The sequence below is a fragment of the Citrobacter sp. C6_1 genome, from assembly GCF_014596835.2.
Classification (GTDB): domain Bacteria; phylum Pseudomonadota; class Gammaproteobacteria; order Enterobacterales; family Enterobacteriaceae; genus Citrobacter; species Citrobacter pasteurii.
In genome coordinates this window covers 1246263-1262734 of the sequence record NZ_CP115031.1, presented here as the reverse complement: position 1 = coordinate 1262734, position 16472 = coordinate 1246263, and the positions used below count along the sequence as shown (strand labels likewise).

The following is a 16472-nucleotide window of genomic DNA, read 5'->3' as shown; positions in this document are numbered from 1 at the left end:
AAAATTATGGCAAGTTACTTTATTGGTGTGGATGTCGGAACCGGAAGCGCCCGTGCTGGCGTGTTTGATCTCAACGGCAGAATGGTCGGACAGGCCAGTCGGGCCATCGAGATTTACCGTCCGCAGGCCGATTTTGTTGAGCAGTCTTCCGATAACATCTGGCAGGCGGTGTGTAACGCGGTTCGCGATGCGATTAACCAGTCGGATATCAACCCTATCCAGGTGAAAGGTCTGGGTTTTGACGCCACCTGTTCACTGGTGGTGCTGGATAAAGAAGGTAAACCGCTGACCATCAGTCCGTCCGGGCGCAGCGAACAGAACATCATTGTGTGGATGGATCACCGCGCCATTACCCAGGCCGAACGCATCAACGCCCTGCACCACCGGGTGCTGGACTACGTTGGCGGCATTATCTCACCGGAAATGCAAACGCCAAAGCTGCTGTGGCTGAAGCAACATATGCCTAACACCTGGGCCAATGCCGGTTATTACTTTGACCTGCCCGATTTCCTGACCTGGCGCGCAACGGGCGATGACACGCGCTCATTGTGCTCGACGGTGTGTAAATGGACTTATATGGGCCATGAAGACAAGTGGGATGCCAGCTATTTCCGCCAGATTGGGCTGGAAGATCTGCTGGAACACGATGCTGCCAAAATTGGCCGTTACGTGAAAACCATGGGCGAACCGCTTGGTCATGGTCTTTCTGCGCGCGCCGCCAGCGAAATGGGGCTGATTCCGGGAACCGCTGTCAGCGTCTCTATCATCGATGCCCATGCCGGTACGCTCGGCACGCTTGGCGCCTGCGGTGTCTCCGGCGAGGTGGCTGATTTCGATCGCCGCGTCGCACTAATTGGCGGCACCTCCACCGGTCATATGGCGATTTCCAAAGAGCCGCGCTTTATCGGCGGCGTCTGGGGGCCTTACTACTCCGCCGTGCTGCCGGAGTACTGGCTCAACGAAGGTGGGCAGTCGGCAACCGGGGCGTTAATCGACCACGTTATTCAGTCCCATCCATGTTACGAAACCTTGTTGACCCAGGCGAAATCTCAAGGGCAGACCATTTATGAAGTGCTGAATGCGCTGCTGCGTAAAATGGCCGGAGAGCCGGAAGATATCGCCTTTCTGACCCGCGATATGCACATCCTGCCCTATTTCCACGGCAACCGCTCGCCGCGCGCCAACCCAACGCTCACAGGCGCTATCACTGGACTGAAGCTGTCGCGCACGCCGGAAGATATGGCGTTACAGTACCTCGCGACCATTCAGGCCATTGCGCTGGGAACCCGTCATATCATTGAAACGATGAATCAAAGCGGCTACACCATCGATACCATTATGGCCAGCGGCGGCGGGACGAAAAACCCGATCTTCGTTCAGGAGCATGCCAACGCCACCGGCTGTGCGATGCTGCTGCCTGAAGAGAGCGAAGCCATGCTGCTGGGCGGCGCCATGATGGGAACTATCGCCGCGGGCGTGTTCGATACCTTCCCGGAAGCAATGTCAGCGATGAGCCGGATTGGTAAAACGGTTACCCCGCAGACTAATCGCATTAAGCAGTACTACGATCGCAAATATCGGGTGTTCCACGAGATGTATCAGGACCATATGAAATACCGCCAGTTGATGCAGGAGGACGCATGAGTGATTCATGGTCTCAGGCCAGCGGCGTATTCCAGCTCTATAGCGATGCCCTTGCTGGTCTGGGGCAGCATCTCACCGAACCTGTCTGGCAGTTGCTGATGGCGGAGCTGCGCGGTTGTCAGGGCAAAATCGTCGTCACCGGCGTCGGTACCTCTGGCATTGCAGCGCGTAAAGTCGCGCATATGCTTGCCTGCGTGGAACGTCCGGCGATTTACCTCAACGCGACTGACGCAGCACATGGCGATTTGGGCTTCTTACGCGCTAACGATCTGGTGATTATGCTGTCGCGCGGGGGCAATTCAGACGAACTCACCCGGCTGCTGCCAGGGCTGACAGCGAGAAATGTGCCAATCCTGAGCGTGACTGAAAACGCGGATTCGGCCATCGCGAAAGCGTCGAGGCTGGTGATTTCCACCGGCGTACAGCGAGAGGCTGACCCGCTGAACATGTTGGCTACCACCTCGATTTTACTGGTGCTGGCTATCTTTGACGCCGCCTGCGCCTGTCTGATGAGCGAGAGCGGCTACTCAAAGGAGACGCTGTTGTCTGTGCATCCGGGCGGCGATGTGGGATTAACGCTGAGTCGTGAGCAGTAACGCCATCCGGCGTATTGTTACGTTCACCTTATGTTTTTCACTTCTCTGAAACGATACTGCCTGTGAACGTGTTAAGGGTACTATCGCCGTACCCTTAACAATCCCGGCTCCCGGCCTTTCGGAAACACGTCGGCAATTTTCAGCCGGACCAGCCCGCACCTGACCACCTGTATTTTTATTTGAATATATCTGAACAGCAACGCAGATTTAACTGGAAGTCAGAGCGTTGCAGCGATGACCCCGGTCCGGCTGAAAATCGATGAGGCGTTGACGGCTGACCGGGTCTGCCCGCAGGGATGCGGGCAGAGGGGACGGCCTGCAGGGACGCAGGCTCGACCCCGACCCGACAGGCAGACGGAATAAGACGAATACATCGCGTAGCGACGATTTTCCCGCCGGGAGCCTGGGTTGCAAGGGAGGCGGCGGTGAGCCTCCCTTGCACGTTCACGGGTATCAGTGCTTCAGAGAAATGACGCTGCTGAGGTGAACGGAACCCTTTCTCTGCGATAGCATGTTCATACTTCCCTCCGCCAGCATTCCCCCCTCTGGCATTTTTTTATATCTCAACAAAAAGATAAAACAGTGAAAAAGCGGATTAACGCGCTGCGTTCCACTCCCGCTATCTGTTCCGCACGTTAAAAATTCTGTGACGCTCTCCAGCATTCCTGGTGGAAAGCATTCCATTCCTCAAATCTATGAGCAAACTTTAGCTATTCTTATCAAACATACTTACGGGAGACCCTACAGATGATGTCAACGCTTGCTCCGCCATCTGTACTTTCCGCTCCCCAGCGCCGTTGCCAGGTTCTGCTGACGCTTTTCCTGCCAGGGCAAATCGCGACTACACAAACCTTCAGCAGCCTCAATGGTGTCGATGATGCCACGGTTCAGGAAGATATTATTGGCGCAGGGCTCGAAATCCAGCGCTATCACCGGCTCACGATAGCCACCGCGCAGAATGGTGGCTATGCGATCGAAGGAACCCCGCTAAATCAGCGTCTGTGTCTGTTGCAGTGGCTGCGCCGTGGCCTGCGGATTTGCCCGACTTTTATCGCTCAGCATTTCACGCCCACTTTAAAAATTGCTCTTAAACAACAAGGTATCGCACGTACTCTGTATGACGACACCAATCTGCATGCGCTCATCAATCTGTGCTCCCGGCGCTTACAGAAGCCGTTTGAATGTCGTGACATCCAGTTCCTGCGCTTGTATTTACAATATTGTCTGCTACAGCACCACGCGGGGATCACCCCGGAGTTTAATCCACTCCAGCAACGGTGGGCGCAATCCTGCGCGGAGTATCCGCTCGCCGAGGAAATTGGCCGCCACTGGCAGCGCCACGTCATGCAAAGTGCGCCGCTGGGCGAATCGCTGTTTATGGCGTTGTTATTCTCCATGATCCGCATCCCCGACCCGATCCGCGATAATCACCAGCAGGATCGCCGCCTGCGCCTTGCTATTGCGCGGCTGGTGCTGCGTTTTCGCGAGTATGGCAACGTGCGCTTCAGCGACGAGCAAGGGCTGAATGACCAGTTGTATATCCACCTGGCCCAGGCACTGAACCGCAGCGTGTTTGCCATCGGCATTGATAACACGCTACCGGAGGAGTTCAGCCGACTTTATCCCCGGCTGGTTCGAACTACCCGCGAGGCGATTCACGGCTTTGAAGCGGAATACGATGTCCAGTTTTCCGAAGAAGAGATCGGCCTGGTCGCCGTTATTTTCGGCGCCTGGCTGATGCAGGAGAAGGATTTGCACGAAAAACAGATTATCCTGCTGACCGGTAGTAACGAACAACTTGAAGCGCATATAGAACAACAGCTGCGCGAACTGACGCTGCTGCCGCTCAACGTAAAACACATGCCGATGCAGGACTTTCAAAAAGAGGGAGCGCCGCGCGGAGTCACGCTGATTATTACACCGTACACCACGCCGCTACCGCTGTTTTCTCCCCCGCTGATTCATGCGGATCTGGCGCTTACGTCTCACCAGCAGCAGCAAATCCGCAAAATCCTCGAATCATAACGTTGCAGGCTGCGCCGCCACCTTCGGACGCAGAAAGATTGCCGGAAGTGCCACCAGCGCCATCACCCAGAATACGCCGCTGCCCAGGTTCTGGTACAGATAGCCGGCGAAAACGGTCATGATGGCGATACTGCCGCCCATCGCCACCGCAGAATATACCGCCTGGAGACGAATCACCTCACTGCCCTGTCGCGCAGCAATGTAACGCATCGCCGCCAGGTGGCAGACGGTAAACGTTCCGCAATGCAGGATTTGCACCACAATCAGCCATGGTAGCGCTGTGCTCCAGCCCATCAGACCCCAACGCGCCACGCCGCAAACGGCGGAAAGCAGCAGAAGATCGCGAGCGCTAAAGCGGCGGAACAGCTTGTGGCTAAGCGCAAAAATAATCACTTCCGCCACCACGCCTAAAGACCATAAATAACCCACCGCCGAAGCGGAATACCCGGCAGACTGCCAGTAAATAGCGCTGAAACCGTAATAAGCGGCATGCGCGCCTTGCAACAGACTCACGCAAGCCAGAAAACGCCAGCTTTGGGTTATTAGCGCGCGCCAGGCGGGCCATCCCGCGCTCTCCTGCTGACGGTTCTCCCCCGCTGGCTGTACGCTTGGGCGGATCATCATCCCCAGCAGCATTGATGCCACACCAAGCGACAGCAGGACCAGGATAATCCGATAGTCAAACAGGCTCACCAGCTTGCCGGTCAACGCAGAGCCGATCACAAAGGCCACGGATCCCCACAGCCGTACCCGACCGTAGTCCATGGTTATCTGTTTTTGCCAGGTGTTGGCCAGTGCGTCGGTCAGCGGCACCAGCGGCGAGAAAAACAGGTTAAAGCCGACCATCACCACCATCAGCCACGCCACGTTAGTCCCCGCCCAGAAGGCCAGCGCAAACATCAGCGTCAACAAGGCCAGAATACGTAACGCTGAGATCAGACGAGAGGGATCGCTTACGCGCGGCGCAATCAGTAAACTGCCGAGAAAACGGGCAATCAGCCCAGTCCCCAACAGTAAACCAATCGTTTCCGGCGTCAGCCCCAGCCCTTCGAGCCAAACGCTCCAGAAAGGCAGAAAAATACCGTAGCTAAAGAAGTAGGTGAAATAACCGAGCGCCAGCCAGCGCGTGGAATGCAAAGCCATGAATCCCTCCCGTTTGGTGGCGATAGTCTGGCGACAAACGCAGGCTGGCGCAAGAGAGCATTAACAGGCAGATAACATGATATTTGCCCTATTCGACGCAAATTTGCATCGCAAAATGACAGCGTTCACCCTGCGCTAAAACCTGCAACCCCGGCTGCCCCGGCATGTGGTGGGCATTCACCGGATGCGTCTGCGGCTCCAGACACAGGAACGGCTCACCCGACATTCTGAACAGCATCAACCATGGAGTTTGCGCTAAAATCGTGACTTTCATCACATCTCGCTGAATAACGGCCCGTCCGCTCCAGCCGGAATAGCCGACGTTCAGCCAGCTATCCTCACCGTATTGCGCACGCATGAAATCCGCCGCAGGTGGAATGACACGTTGCCATTCCTGCGGCAGATGCTGTTCTCCCTCCGGCCAAAAGCCGCTGGCGGTGAACTGCGCCGTACTGCGTTTATCAAAGGCGAAAAACGGATGAAATCCACAGCCATAGATCATCGGCTGCTCACCGCAATGGGTAAGCGTCAACGAGGCGTGCAGGCTGGACGCTTCCAGTTGATAACACAGCTGCGCCGTATAGTCGTAGCCGCAGGGGTGCCAACTACGCAACTGCAGCAAACAGCCGCTTTGGGTCGCGGTAACCACCTCCCAGCGCTTCAGCCAGCCGTCGCCGTGCAGGAAGAAGGTGTCGTCTGCATCATGCTGAGGTAAAACCACCTGTTCACCACGCAGCAGGAAGCGATTGCCCACCACCCGATTAGCCAGCGGCAGCATAGGGAACATACCGCAATCATCCGGTCGCTGCCCCAGGCCTTCGCGTAAAACGGCCTGTTGATGTTGTACCGACACCAGACTCAGTAGCGAACCGCCCTGCGGATCGACGCACATCCGCAGATGTGCGTTTTGTAGCGTTAACAGACCCTCCATTAGCGGGCGCTTCGCGGTTGGGCTGATGCGACAACTTTCGTATGCTGTGCCGCCAGCTGTTCCTCCAGCGCTTCCAGCGTCACGCCTTTGGTTTCCGGTACATTACGCAGAACATAGATGAAGCCCATCGCGCAAATCACACCGTACAGCAGGAAGCTTCCCGACGCGCCCAGGCTCGCATTGAGCAGCGGGAAGGTATAGGTCAACAGGAAGCAGGCAATCCACAGCGCCAGTGTACCGAGCGACATTGCCAGCCCGCGCACGCTGTTGGGAAAAATTTCTGATAGCAGCACCCAGGTCACCGGCGCCAGCGTCAGGGCATAAATCGCGATTGCCGCCAGCACCAGAACCAGAACCGGCCAGCCCATAATGCCCAACCCGTACGCCCCGGCAATCAGTACGTAGATAACCGTCAATCCTGACGCACCGAACATCATCAGTTTACGACGGCCAATTTTGTCCACTAACGGCAGAGCGGCAAGGGTAAAGACCAGATTGATGATCCCCGTCGCCACAATCGATTTTAAGGTACCGTTGATGTCGAATCCGGCAGAGGCGAAGATCTCTTGTGCATAGTTGAAAATAACGTTGATCCCACACCACTGCTGGAACACCGCCAGCACCATGCCAATAATCACAATCGGCTTGATCTGCGGTTGTAACAGCGTTGACCACGCGACCTTGTGGTTATCTTTTTGCAACGTATGTTCGATCTCTTTCAGCGTTTGCCCGGCATATTCCGTCGAACCAATGCGCTGCAGCATGGCACGAGCACGATCGACTTTGCCTGCTTTCACCAGCCAACGCGGCGATTCAGGCACAAAGAACATCAGCACCAGGAAAATTACCGCAGGCACCAATTCCGCACCAAACATCCAGCGCCAGCCCGTCTGACCGTTCCAGCTTTCCACAATCGCCTGCTGTGTGGCGCCTGTGGCGACAGGTTCAGCAATCATCAGGTTGATAAGCTGCGCCGCCAGTACGCCAATCACGATGGTGAGCTGGTTAACGGCAACAAAGCGACCACGCTTTTCCGCGGGGCTGACCTCGGCGATATACAGCGGACTTAGCGCAGACGCCAGACCAATCCCCACGCCGCCCACAATGCGATAAACAATAAACATATCGAAGTTACTGGCGACGGCGGTTCCCCAGGCGGAAGCGCTAAACAGGATCGCCGAGAGGATCAGCGGCATCTTTCGGCCAAACTTATCGGCGCACCAGCCGGAAATCAGCGCCCCAAAGATACAACCGACCAGCGCGGAACTCATCGCCCAGCCGGATTGCGCCGGATCGGTAATCGAGAAATACGCTTCATAGAAGGGTTTTGCCCCGCCGATCACCACCCAGTCATAGCCAAACAGTAAACCTCCGCAGGCCGCAACCAGGCAGATAGTCCAGACATAACCAATCTTTAAATGTGTCTGCGCGTTATTCATTATGATTCCTCTTTCAGGGAAACGCAGGGTACAGTAGGTTTCGGGTGAGGTTATCCCCCACCCGTTTCGGGTGTTACTGGAAAAGCCTTACGTTAATGGCGTGACGCAGCAGTAATGCCTTATCATGTGCCGGATTGAGTTGCAGGAGTTCATCAAGTTCACGCTGACAGGCGGCGCTATTTCCTAGCCCCAGATGCCCGAGCGCATTGATAAACAGGCAGTGTTGCTGGTGTTTTGCTTGTGCTGAGGTATCCAGCACCACCAGGTCGGGTAGCGATACGGCAAAGAAATCAACATCCGGCACGTTGTCGTGATGCGACTCAACCCATTGCAGGAAGCTATTGAACAGAGCGTCCGCCTCTGCATCATCGCCAAGTTTTCTCTGCGCCATACCCTGCCAGAAGAGATAGTCCACTGGCTGGTCGTTGTAGTAACGTCCGGCATCCAGTGAGCTTCCGCCGCGCGTCGCACGGGAGAAGTAGCGCTGAGATTCTTCGAAATGGCCTTGCAACTGCGCGCAATACCCCAGCAAATACCAGATGTCGTTATCCGTTTGCCCTGGCAAACGGCCCTCGCCGAGGTTTTGCGGATAGTGCAGCGCCTGTTGCAGTTGCGTAATAGCAGTTTGCGGGTCGCCGGACTGCACGGCAGCCAGCGCGCGATGTAATTGATTAAGCAGATATTGCCCGGTGGCTTTACCTTCACCGCCTTCCCACGGATGGAACACCCGCTCACGTAATACTGCGGCGGCATCGTCATAGCGCCCCAACCCATTCCACAAGCTGAGCAGTTCCACCGTCAGATCATCACGCAGGAAGACAATCTCTTTACTGGCTTCCAGCCGCTGCAGGCGCTGTTCAGCCGGTTGTGCCATCAGCTTGTTGAGATAGTCGAGTTCAAACAAGAAGCGGGCATTTTGCGGCTCCAGCGCTACGGCTTGCGACAGATACTGTTTCGCCTGCTGTGCATCGTGCAGTTTGTTCCAGGCGTAAATCCCCAGTAAACGATGCGCCGGAGCGAAATCCGCTTCCTGCGCAAGCGTGAACTGCCAGCAGGAAACCGCCTCGGCATAACGCCGTTTGCTGTACCAGAAACAGCCGAGTAAATAGCGGGCAAATGCGCTCTGCTCAAGGCTTTGCAGCATCTGCACTTCATCCAGCGTATTCGGGAAACGAACGCGGTTTTGCAGGCATGCACGGGCTCGCTCGATGAAAGGTTGTGGATCGTCGCTCAGCGAGGCGCGCCACAGCATCGGCAACGTTTCCTGGCTGTTGAGCAGTTCCAACACACCACGAGCAGCATCCTTTTGCCCCAAAGAGGTCAGCCAGCCTGCCAGCTCACACGCATTGGTCCCGCGACGCCCGGTAATTGCGATCAGCGCAAGCGCTGTCGCCTCGTCCTGGCAGATGGCCCAGCGAGCATAGTACAGGGTGTAGCTCAGCGGATAATCCACCAGCTGTTGGCGGATATAGTCCAGCGCTTGTTCACGACGATTAAGCCTGGCCAGCGCCAGCGCTTTCAGCCCCATCGCCAGGTTATTACTGCCGTTAAAGCGCAGGCTCTGCTCCACCTTTTCCAATGCGCCAGCGTAGTCCTGACGCTTCATCGCCAGACGCGCTAACGACCAGAAAGCCGCATCCCGGCAGTTGCCGCTCCAGCTGGCCTTATAATAATTATCCCACGCGCTGTCATCATCGCCCTGACGTTCCTGTGCGGCGGCCAGCAGCATACTCGCCTCGCCATCACGCGGGTTTTTATTGAGCTTATGCGCTCGCTCCAGCGCTTTGTCCGCGCAATGTTCTGCCAACGCCCAGTCTGCGCGGTTTAACGCCAGCGTTCCCAGCGCCACATTATTGCGGTAATCGAGCGGGTCAACCTCCAGCCCGCGGCGATAATAATCTTCGGCATAGCGGCTGGCGTGGTTGTACTGCTCCAGATGCTGGCCAATAAAATAGAGTTCGTCGGTATTAGACAGCGCTTCTGGTCGTGCTGGCGCGACGGCCGCTGAAGGCAGTGGTAACTCTTGCGCGATGTGCTCTTTGTACTGCAAAAGCGCAGTGCCATCGGCGCCAGTGACAGTCATCGTTACCCGCGCATGGTTATTGTCAGACACATCAGCCAGCCAGCTTTGTCCGGGCTCCAGGGTCAGCGTATGCTCATAGAATGGTTGCCCATCGGCAGAAAGCGTAATCTGCACGTCGCGCAGCGGCGCAATGGCATAAACGCCCACAGAAAGCTGGTTACTCTCACGTACCAGGCGCAGCGCCAGCTGCGTGCTGGCGTTTTGCACCATGCCCAGTTCGCTGTAGGGCAGGAAATTTTGTACGAAGACTTTCTCTTCATACGGCGCAAGCCAGGTGAAATCCGGCTGGTTATCGGTAAAGACCCCGGTCATCAGTTCAATATACGGACCGTTGTCATCGGTAAGGTTACGATCCCAGGCAACGCCAAAGTCGCCATAGCCCCAGGTCCACTGTTTTTTCCCCGGCGAAACGTGGTGATCGGCCACATGCAGCAGCCCGCCTCGCTCACCGTGATGCCATGCGCCAACAAAATCATAATCTGATTTTTCAGCCATGTAGGAGGTCGGTACCGGAACATTTTTGTAGCGCGAGATATCCACGCCAGCCGAGTAGTCCACTTTATAGTATGTGCCGGTGGCGATGGGAAACGCAGAAACATCGCGCTTACCGTGGTCGAATACTGCGGTCACATCTGGCGGAAACACGCTCTGGTGATCGTCGCCGCCCTTCACCGCTGGATTCGCCCACCATAAAAAATGGCGCGGCGTAGCGTTACCGTTAAACACCTTCCCGGTTATCTCGATCAGGGCGCGATCCGGATACAGCGTAAATCCGGTCATCACCTGTAAACCGCGCATAGGTTCTACCTCACCCATCCATACGGTATATTCGCCATGCTCACCCTGCTGCTGCGTAAAATCGACCGGCATAAAAGTGGTTGGGCGATGATGCTGCGGCCAGTTAAATTCAATGCCACCAGAGATCCACGGCCCAAGCAAACCAACCAGAGCGGGCTTCACCACTTCGTTGTAGTAGACAAAATCGCGCTGCTGAACTTTGTCATACGCTCGATGAATACGCCCGCCTAACTCCGGCAACAGCATGACGCGAATGAAGTCATTCTCCATCCACACCGCCTTGTAGTCGCGCATTTCACGTTTGCCGGTCAGCGTATCAATCACGCCATACGGGTACACCGCGCCAGAAGATCCCTGATAAACCCTTTTCTCCAGAAACATGGGGTTAGCGTCTTCTTCACCCGCCGTCCACGTTGGGAGGGTGATCGTTTCTTGCCAGACTTTAACTGAACCGTACATGCCGCTCTCCACTCAATAAACAAAAGTAAAAATTCAACTTGATGCTATTCTGCGGCAGTTAAGTGGCGTTAAAATGCGCAATGCTCACGCAATATAGTTAAGGGAGTTAAGTGAATGCAGCGTTCGGGGTTCAACAACGCCAGGGTTCGTCAGGCGAATAAGCAGATCTTTTTGTCGCACCTGTGGCGGGAAAAGCAGCTCAGCAAGTCACAGTTGGCGCAGCTCACCAGCCTGTCGATCCCGGCGGTCAGTAATATCCTCGAAGAGCTGATGGATGAAGGGAGAATCAGTCATTCGCGAGAAACCTTAAGCCAGCGCGGTTTGAGCAGCGGCAGCTATCATTTGCCAGAAAAAGGCGCATGGACGCTATGTATCAACGTCACCCCTACCAGTATCACCAGCCAACTGGCGGACGCGCGGCTGGTTGCCATCGGCGACTGGCGTCATGAGGTCATTAAACCGGAAACCCCCAAAGCGCTGCTGTCGGCCCTGGCTGCACACTGGCGGGAATACCGTCGACAATTTCCCGAGGTCACGATTAATCTGGCGCTCGGGGTTCACGGTCAGGTTGATCCGATCACCGGCGCATCAAAAACCATGCCCCAGGCTCCATGGAAAACACCGGTGGAGATAAAATATCTGCTGGAAGAGATGCTCGGCGTACAGGTCCGCCTGGACAATGACTGCGTAATGCTGGCGCTGGCCGAAAAATGGCAAAACCCAGCGGCTAACGGTGATTTTTGCGTGATTAACGTTGATTACGGCATTGGTTCATCGTTTGTGATTAACGACAATATCTGGCGCGGTAGTCTGTATGGCAGCGGTCAGATTGGACACACCATCATTCATCCCGATGGAGTTGCCTGTGACTGCGGTCGCTATGGCTGTCTGGAAACGGTAGCGTCATTAAGCGCGTTGAAAAAGCAGGCTCGCGTGTGGATGAAATCGCAGCCGACGCCCCTTTACGATCCGGAAACGCTCACCACCGACCAGCTTATTACTGCCTGGCAGAACGGTGATGTTCGTATTCAGGCCTGGGCCGAGCATGCCGCCAGCGCCATCGGGCTTAGTTTATATAACTTTCTGAATATACTGAATATTAATCAGATATGGTTGTACGGTCGTAGCTGTGCTTTTGGCGATAGCTGGCTCAATACCTTGGTGCAGCAAACTGGGTTTAACCCGTTTGATCACGGTGATAACCCGCGCGCCAGAGCGACTCAGATAAGCTTCGGCCAGCTCAATCGCGCCCAACAACTCATGGGAATTGGCTATCTGTATGTCGAGTCACAGCTCAGCGAGTTGTAACCATTACGCCGTCAGACTCACGGCCAAACGTTCATGTACCGTGGCGATAAAATCGGTCAGTGCCGGTTTGAGCGGTCCTTTTTTCCACGCCATCAGCAACGCAATGGTTGGAGCATCGCCAACAATAGGGCGAAAAACCACCTGTCCGGTATTAAAATTATTCATATAACCGGGTATCAAAGTCACCCCCAGCCCCATACCAACCAGGTTCATGGTCACCAGAATATTGGTCGCCACCTGCACAATATTGGGCTGGCTTTTCTGCTGCTGAAACCAGTTTTTGACAATCTTCGCTAATGCGCCGGAATACGCGGGATCGGTGCTGACAAAGTTCACTCCGTGCAGTTGCTCTGCGGAGATCGCTGGCTCATTGGCTAACGGATGATTCACCGGCAATACCACCACCAACGGCTCATGAATGAGCTCCAGATAGTCCAACTCCGGGCTGTATACCGGGTGGCGCATTAAGCCAACGTCCAGCTCACCGCGCAGGATCCTCTCCTCCTGCTCGGTGGTTATCAAACTCACCAGTTCAATGTGCGTATCCGGCTGCTTTAAACGAAACAAAGGCAGCACCTTCGGTAGCAAATTCACCTCTGCGGAAGGGACAAAACCAATCGCAAAATGGTTATCTTCCTGCACCGTTTTACGGGCGCGAACTTTGGCGTTTTCCGCCTGTTCGAGGATCGCCAGCGCATCCTGTAAAAAGCATTCTCCCGCCGCCGTCAGCGCAACTTTTCGCTTATCCCGCACCAGTAACGAAACGCCTACGCAAGTTTCCAGATCGCGGATCTGGCTGCTTAACGACGGCTGAGAGGTATGCAGCTTTTCTGCCGCTCGGGTGAAATTCAGCGCCTGCGCCACCGCTACGAAATAGCGTAAGTGCCTCAGTTCCATGCCCTTCTCCTTGTTATCGAAAAAATGTCTCAACTGGTAGAAATTTACTATTTCACAGATTGATAACTAACCAGCAACATCCTTAGGGCACAAAAAATGAAGGTCAATACATCTTAGCTTTCAGGATTAAAAAATATGACCACACCCTCAAATTTAGACATCTACCAACTGATCGACACGCAAAACGGTCGCGTTACCCCACGAATTTATACCGACCCTGAAATTTACCAACTGGAGCTGGAACGCATCTTCGGGCGCTGCTGGCTGTTTCTCGCCCACGAAAGCCAAATCCCCAAACCCGGTGATTTTTTTAACACTTACATGGGCGAAGATGCCGTGGTAGTCGTCCGCCAGAAAGACGGCAGCATCAAAGCGTTTCTCAACCAGTGCCGCCACCGCGCGATGCGCGTCAGCTACGCCGACTGCGGCAATACCCGCGCCTTTACCTGCCCGTATCACGGCTGGTCGTACGGCATTAATGGCGAGCTGATCGACGTCCCGCTGGAGCCGCGCGCTTATCCGCAAGGTTTATGCAAATCCCACTGGGGGCTGAACGAAGTGCCTGGCGTCGAGAGCTACAAGGGACTGATTTTCGGTAACTGGGATACCTCCGCGCCAACGCTGCGTGATTATCTCGGCGACATCGCCTGGTATCTCGACGGCGTACTCGATCGTCGTGAAGGCGGCACCGAAATCGTCGGCGGCGTCCAGAAATGGACCATCGACTGCAACTGGAAATTCCCCGCCGAACAGTTTGCCAGCGACCAGTATCACGCGCTGTTCAGCCATGCCTCCGCCGTGCAGGTGCTGGGGGCGAAAGACGACGGGAGCGATAAGCGCCTCGGCGACGGCCAGACCGCCCGCCCGGTGTGGGAAACCGCCAAAGACGCGCTACAGTTCGGCCAGGACGGCCACGGCAGCGGTTTCTTCTTTACTGAAAAACCAGATGCTAACGTCTGGGTCGACGGTGAAGTCTCCAGCTACTACCGCGACACCTATGCGGAAGCCGAACAACGTCTGGGCAAGGTTCGCGCCCTGCGTCTGGCCGGTCACAACAACATTTTCCCCACGCTTTCCTGGCTGAACGGCACCGCCACGCTGCGCGTCTGGCATCCACGTGGACCCGACCAAGTAGAGGTGTGGGCGTTCTGTATTACCGATAAAGCCGCCTCTGATGAAGTGAAAGCCGCGTTTGAAAACAGCGCCACCCGCGCCTTCGGGCCAGCCGGATTCCTTGAGCAGGACGACTCGGAAAACTGGTGCGAGATTCAAAAGCTACTCAAAGGCCACCGGGCGCGCAACACCAAACTGTGTCTGGAGATGGGCTTAGGCCAGGAAAAACGCCGTGAAGATGGCATTCCGGGGATCACCAACTACATCTTCTCGGAAACCGCCGCGCGTGGCATGTACCAACGCTGGGCCGATCTGCTCAGCAGCGAAAGCTGGCAGGACGTACACGAGAAAACCGCCGCTTACCAGCAGGAGGTGATGAAATGAGCACGTTAGTTTCTCTTGAGCTTCATCATCGCATCAGCCAGTTTCTGTATGAAGAAGCGCGTCTGCTCGACGACTGGCAGTTTCGCGACTGGCTGGCGCTGCTGGATGACGACATTCGCTACACCATGCGTACCACAGTCAATGCCCAGACGCGCGACCGTCGCAAAGGCGTGCAGCCACCGACCACCTGGATTTTCAACGACAACAAAGACCAGCTTGAGCGCCGCATCGCGCGGCTGGAAACCGGCATGGCCTGGGCGGAGGAGCCGCCTTCCCGCACCCGTCATCTGATCGGCAACTTACAAATCAGCGAAACCGACGTGCCCGACGTCTTCGCCGTGCGCCTCAACTATCTGCTGTATCGCGCGCAAAAAGAGCGGGACGAGACGTTTTACGTCGGCACGCGCGTGGACAAAGTCCGTCGTTTGCCCGGCGATGAGTGGCGCTTACTGGCGCGTGAGATCGTGCTGGATCAAGCGGTGATCACCTCCCATAACCTGAGTGTACTGTTCTGATGAGCCGTGTATTTGCCTGCCCTGTAGGGGATTTGCTGGAGGGTGAAGCGCTCCGGCTTGATACCTCGCCCGTCATCGCGCTGTTCAACGTTGGCGGCGAGTTCTATGCCATTAACGATCGCTGTAGCCACGGTAACGCCTCGATGTCAGAAGGTTATCTGGAAGACGATGCCACGGTGGAATGCCCGCTGCATGCGGCCAGCTTCTGCCTGAAAACCGGTAAAGCGCTGTGCTTACCTGCCACCGATCCGCTGACCACCTACGCGGTTTACGTGGAAGGTAGCGATGTATTTGTTGATATTCCAGAGGACACCCGATGAGCGATTTACGCGATAACGTGGTTTTTATTACCGGCGGCGGCTCCGGCCTCGGCCTGGCGCTGGTCGAACGCTTTATTGAAGAAGGCGCGAAGGTCGCCACGCTGGAACTGTCGCCAGCCAAAGTCGCCAGCCTGCGCCAGCGTTTTGGCGAACACGTACTGGCGGTAGAGGGCAACGTCACCTGCTACGCCGACTATCAGCGTGCGGTCGATCAGATCCTCACCGCGTTTGGCAAGCTGGACTGTTTTATTGGCAATGCGGGCATCTGGGATCACAACGCAACGCTGGTGAACACCTCTGTTGAGGCGCTGGAGAGCGGCTTTCATGAGTTGTTCAACGTTAACGTGCTGGGCTATCTGCTGGGCGCGAAAGCCTGTGCCCCGGCGCTGATCGCCAGCGAAGGCAGCATCATCTTTACTCTGTCCAACGCCGCATGGTATCCCGGCGGCGGCGGGCCGTTGTATACCGCCAGTAAGCACGCGGCCACCGGGCTGATTCGCCAGTTAGCCTACGAACTGGCGCCGAAAGTGCGGGTGAACGGCGTCGGTCCATGCGGCATGGCGACCGATCTGCGCGGCCCACAGGCGCTGGGGCAAAGCGATACCTCAATTATGCAGTCACTGACGCCTGAAAAAATCGCCGCTATTTTGCCGCTACAGTTCTTCCCTGAACCTGCGGATTTTACCGGCCCGTATGTGATGCTGGCGTCAAAACACAACAACCGCACATTAAGTGGCGTGATGATCAATGCCGATGCCGGGCTGGGTATTCGCGGTATTCGCCACGTCGCCGCTGGTCTGGATCTCTGAGGAGGCGT

13 protein-coding genes are annotated in these 16472 nt (G+C 55.9%); 8 read left to right on the top strand and 5 right to left on the bottom strand.

Annotation, left to right across the window (positions count from 1 at the left end):
- The first annotated feature begins 6 nt into the window (after window positions 1–6).
- The 3 genes from IB196_RS06120 (at window position 7) to csiE (ending at window position 4265) form a co-directional block, all read left to right on the top strand.
- The gene (locus IB196_RS06120; protein ID WP_188232149.1) at window positions 7–1644 is read left to right on the top strand and encodes an FGGY-family carbohydrate kinase; all 1638 of its coding nucleotides are present in this window, start codon (window positions 7–9) and stop codon (window positions 1642–1644) included.
- Complete coding sequence (locus tag IB196_RS06115; protein WP_005130287.1) at window positions 1641–2240, top strand: SIS domain-containing protein; 600 nt, start codon at window positions 1641–1643, stop codon at window positions 2238–2240. The genes IB196_RS06120 and IB196_RS06115 overlap by 4 nt, the downstream gene beginning before the upstream one ends.
- Window positions 2241–2987: 747 nt before the next feature.
- Window positions 2988–4265: a stationary phase inducible protein CsiE gene (csiE, locus tag IB196_RS06110; protein WP_003037652.1), complete on the top strand. Its 1278-nt coding sequence runs from the start codon at window positions 2988–2990 to the stop codon at window positions 4263–4265.
- Here the strand turns inward: csiE and IB196_RS06105 are convergent.
- The 4 genes from IB196_RS06105 to IB196_RS06090 all read right to left on the bottom strand — a co-directional run bounded on the left by IB196_RS06105 (window position 4260) and on the right by IB196_RS06090 (window position 11118).
- Complete coding sequence (locus IB196_RS06105) at window positions 4260–5408, bottom strand: 3-phenylpropionate MFS transporter (protein WP_005130290.1); 1149 nt, start codon at window positions 5406–5408, stop codon at window positions 4260–4262. The two genes, csiE and IB196_RS06105, sit on opposite strands and share 6 nt — an antisense overlap.
- Window positions 5409–5496: 88 nt before the next feature.
- On the bottom strand, window positions 5497–6339 hold the full coding sequence (locus IB196_RS06100) for an aldose 1-epimerase (protein ID WP_005130292.1): 843 nt from the start codon (window positions 6337–6339) through the stop codon (window positions 5497–5499).
- A complete protein-coding gene (locus tag IB196_RS06095) occupies window positions 6339–7778 on the bottom strand; it encodes a sugar porter family MFS transporter (RefSeq protein WP_188232150.1) in 1440 nt (479 codons plus the stop codon). The genes IB196_RS06100 and IB196_RS06095 overlap by 1 nt, the downstream gene beginning before the upstream one ends.
- 73 nt (window positions 7779–7851) lie before the next feature.
- Window positions 7852–11118, bottom strand: a complete 3267-nt coding sequence (locus tag IB196_RS06090; protein ID WP_188232151.1) for a DUF5107 domain-containing protein — start codon at window positions 11116–11118, stop codon at window positions 7852–7854.
- 114 nt (window positions 11119–11232) lie between these two features.
- Between IB196_RS06090 and IB196_RS06085 the strand changes: the two genes are divergently transcribed.
- Window positions 11233–12426: an ROK family transcriptional regulator gene (locus tag IB196_RS06085; protein WP_040233445.1), complete on the top strand. Its 1194-nt coding sequence runs from the start codon at window positions 11233–11235 to the stop codon at window positions 12424–12426.
- 3 nt (window positions 12427–12429) lie between these two features.
- On the opposite strand, the gene hcaR is transcribed toward IB196_RS06085, so the two are convergent.
- A complete protein-coding gene (gene hcaR, locus IB196_RS06080; RefSeq protein WP_188232152.1) occupies window positions 12430–13323 on the bottom strand; it encodes a DNA-binding transcriptional regulator HcaR in 894 nt (297 codons plus the stop codon).
- A 135-nt stretch (window positions 13324–13458) separates the two neighbouring features.
- Between hcaR and hcaE the strand changes: the two genes are divergently transcribed.
- Genes hcaE through hcaB form a run of 4 tightly spaced genes read left to right on the top strand, consistent with a single transcriptional unit; the run spans window position 13459 to window position 16464 of the window.
- Complete coding sequence (gene hcaE, locus IB196_RS06075; protein WP_188232153.1) at window positions 13459–14820, top strand: 3-phenylpropionate/cinnamic acid dioxygenase subunit alpha; 1362 nt, start codon at window positions 13459–13461, stop codon at window positions 14818–14820.
- Window positions 14817–15335 (top strand): 3-phenylpropionate/cinnamic acid dioxygenase subunit beta, encoded by a 519-nt coding sequence (hcaF, locus tag IB196_RS06070; protein ID WP_188232154.1) that lies wholly within the window; start codon window positions 14817–14819, stop codon window positions 15333–15335. Before hcaE ends, hcaF begins: the two co-directional genes overlap by 4 nt.
- Window positions 15335–15655, top strand: coding sequence for a 3-phenylpropionate/cinnamic acid dioxygenase ferredoxin subunit (hcaC, locus tag IB196_RS06065; protein WP_188232155.1), 321 nt, complete (start codon window positions 15335–15337; stop codon window positions 15653–15655). The genes hcaF and hcaC overlap by 1 nt, the downstream gene beginning before the upstream one ends.
- Window positions 15652–16464, top strand: coding sequence for a 3-phenylpropionate-dihydrodiol/cinnamic acid-dihydrodiol dehydrogenase (gene hcaB / locus IB196_RS06060; RefSeq protein WP_188232156.1), 813 nt, complete (start codon window positions 15652–15654; stop codon window positions 16462–16464). Before hcaC ends, hcaB begins: the two co-directional genes overlap by 4 nt.
- Window positions 16465–16472: the final 8 nt, after the last annotated feature.

Coding starts and splice junctions, on each gene's coding strand:
- IB196_RS06120 (WP_188232149.1), top strand. CDS start 7: ATGGCAAGTTACTTTATTGGTGTGGATGTCGGAACCGGAAGCGCCCGT.
- IB196_RS06115 (WP_005130287.1), top strand. CDS start 1,641: ATGAGTGATTCATGGTCTCAGGCCAGCGGCGTATTCCAGCTCTATAGC.
- csiE (WP_003037652.1), top strand. CDS start 2,988: ATGATGTCAACGCTTGCTCCGCCATCTGTACTTTCCGCTCCCCAGCGC.
- IB196_RS06105 (WP_005130290.1), bottom strand. CDS start 5,408: ATGGCTTTGCATTCCACGCGCTGGCTGGCGCTCGGTTATTTCACCTAC.
- IB196_RS06100 (WP_005130292.1), bottom strand. CDS start 6,339: ATGGAGGGTCTGTTAACGCTACAAAACGCACATCTGCGGATGTGCGTC.
- IB196_RS06095 (WP_188232150.1), bottom strand. CDS start 7,778: ATGAATAACGCGCAGACACATTTAAAGATTGGTTATGTCTGGACTATC.
- IB196_RS06090 (WP_188232151.1), bottom strand. CDS start 11,118: ATGTACGGTTCAGTTAAAGTCTGGCAAGAAACGATCACCCTCCCAACG.
- IB196_RS06085 (WP_040233445.1), top strand. CDS start 11,233: ATGCAGCGTTCGGGGTTCAACAACGCCAGGGTTCGTCAGGCGAATAAG.
- hcaR (WP_188232152.1), bottom strand. CDS start 13,323: ATGGAACTGAGGCACTTACGCTATTTCGTAGCGGTGGCGCAGGCGCTG.
- hcaE (WP_188232153.1), top strand. CDS start 13,459: ATGACCACACCCTCAAATTTAGACATCTACCAACTGATCGACACGCAA.
- hcaF (WP_188232154.1), top strand. CDS start 14,817: ATGAGCACGTTAGTTTCTCTTGAGCTTCATCATCGCATCAGCCAGTTT.
- hcaC (WP_188232155.1), top strand. CDS start 15,335: ATGAGCCGTGTATTTGCCTGCCCTGTAGGGGATTTGCTGGAGGGTGAA.
- hcaB (WP_188232156.1), top strand. CDS start 15,652: ATGAGCGATTTACGCGATAACGTGGTTTTTATTACCGGCGGCGGCTCC.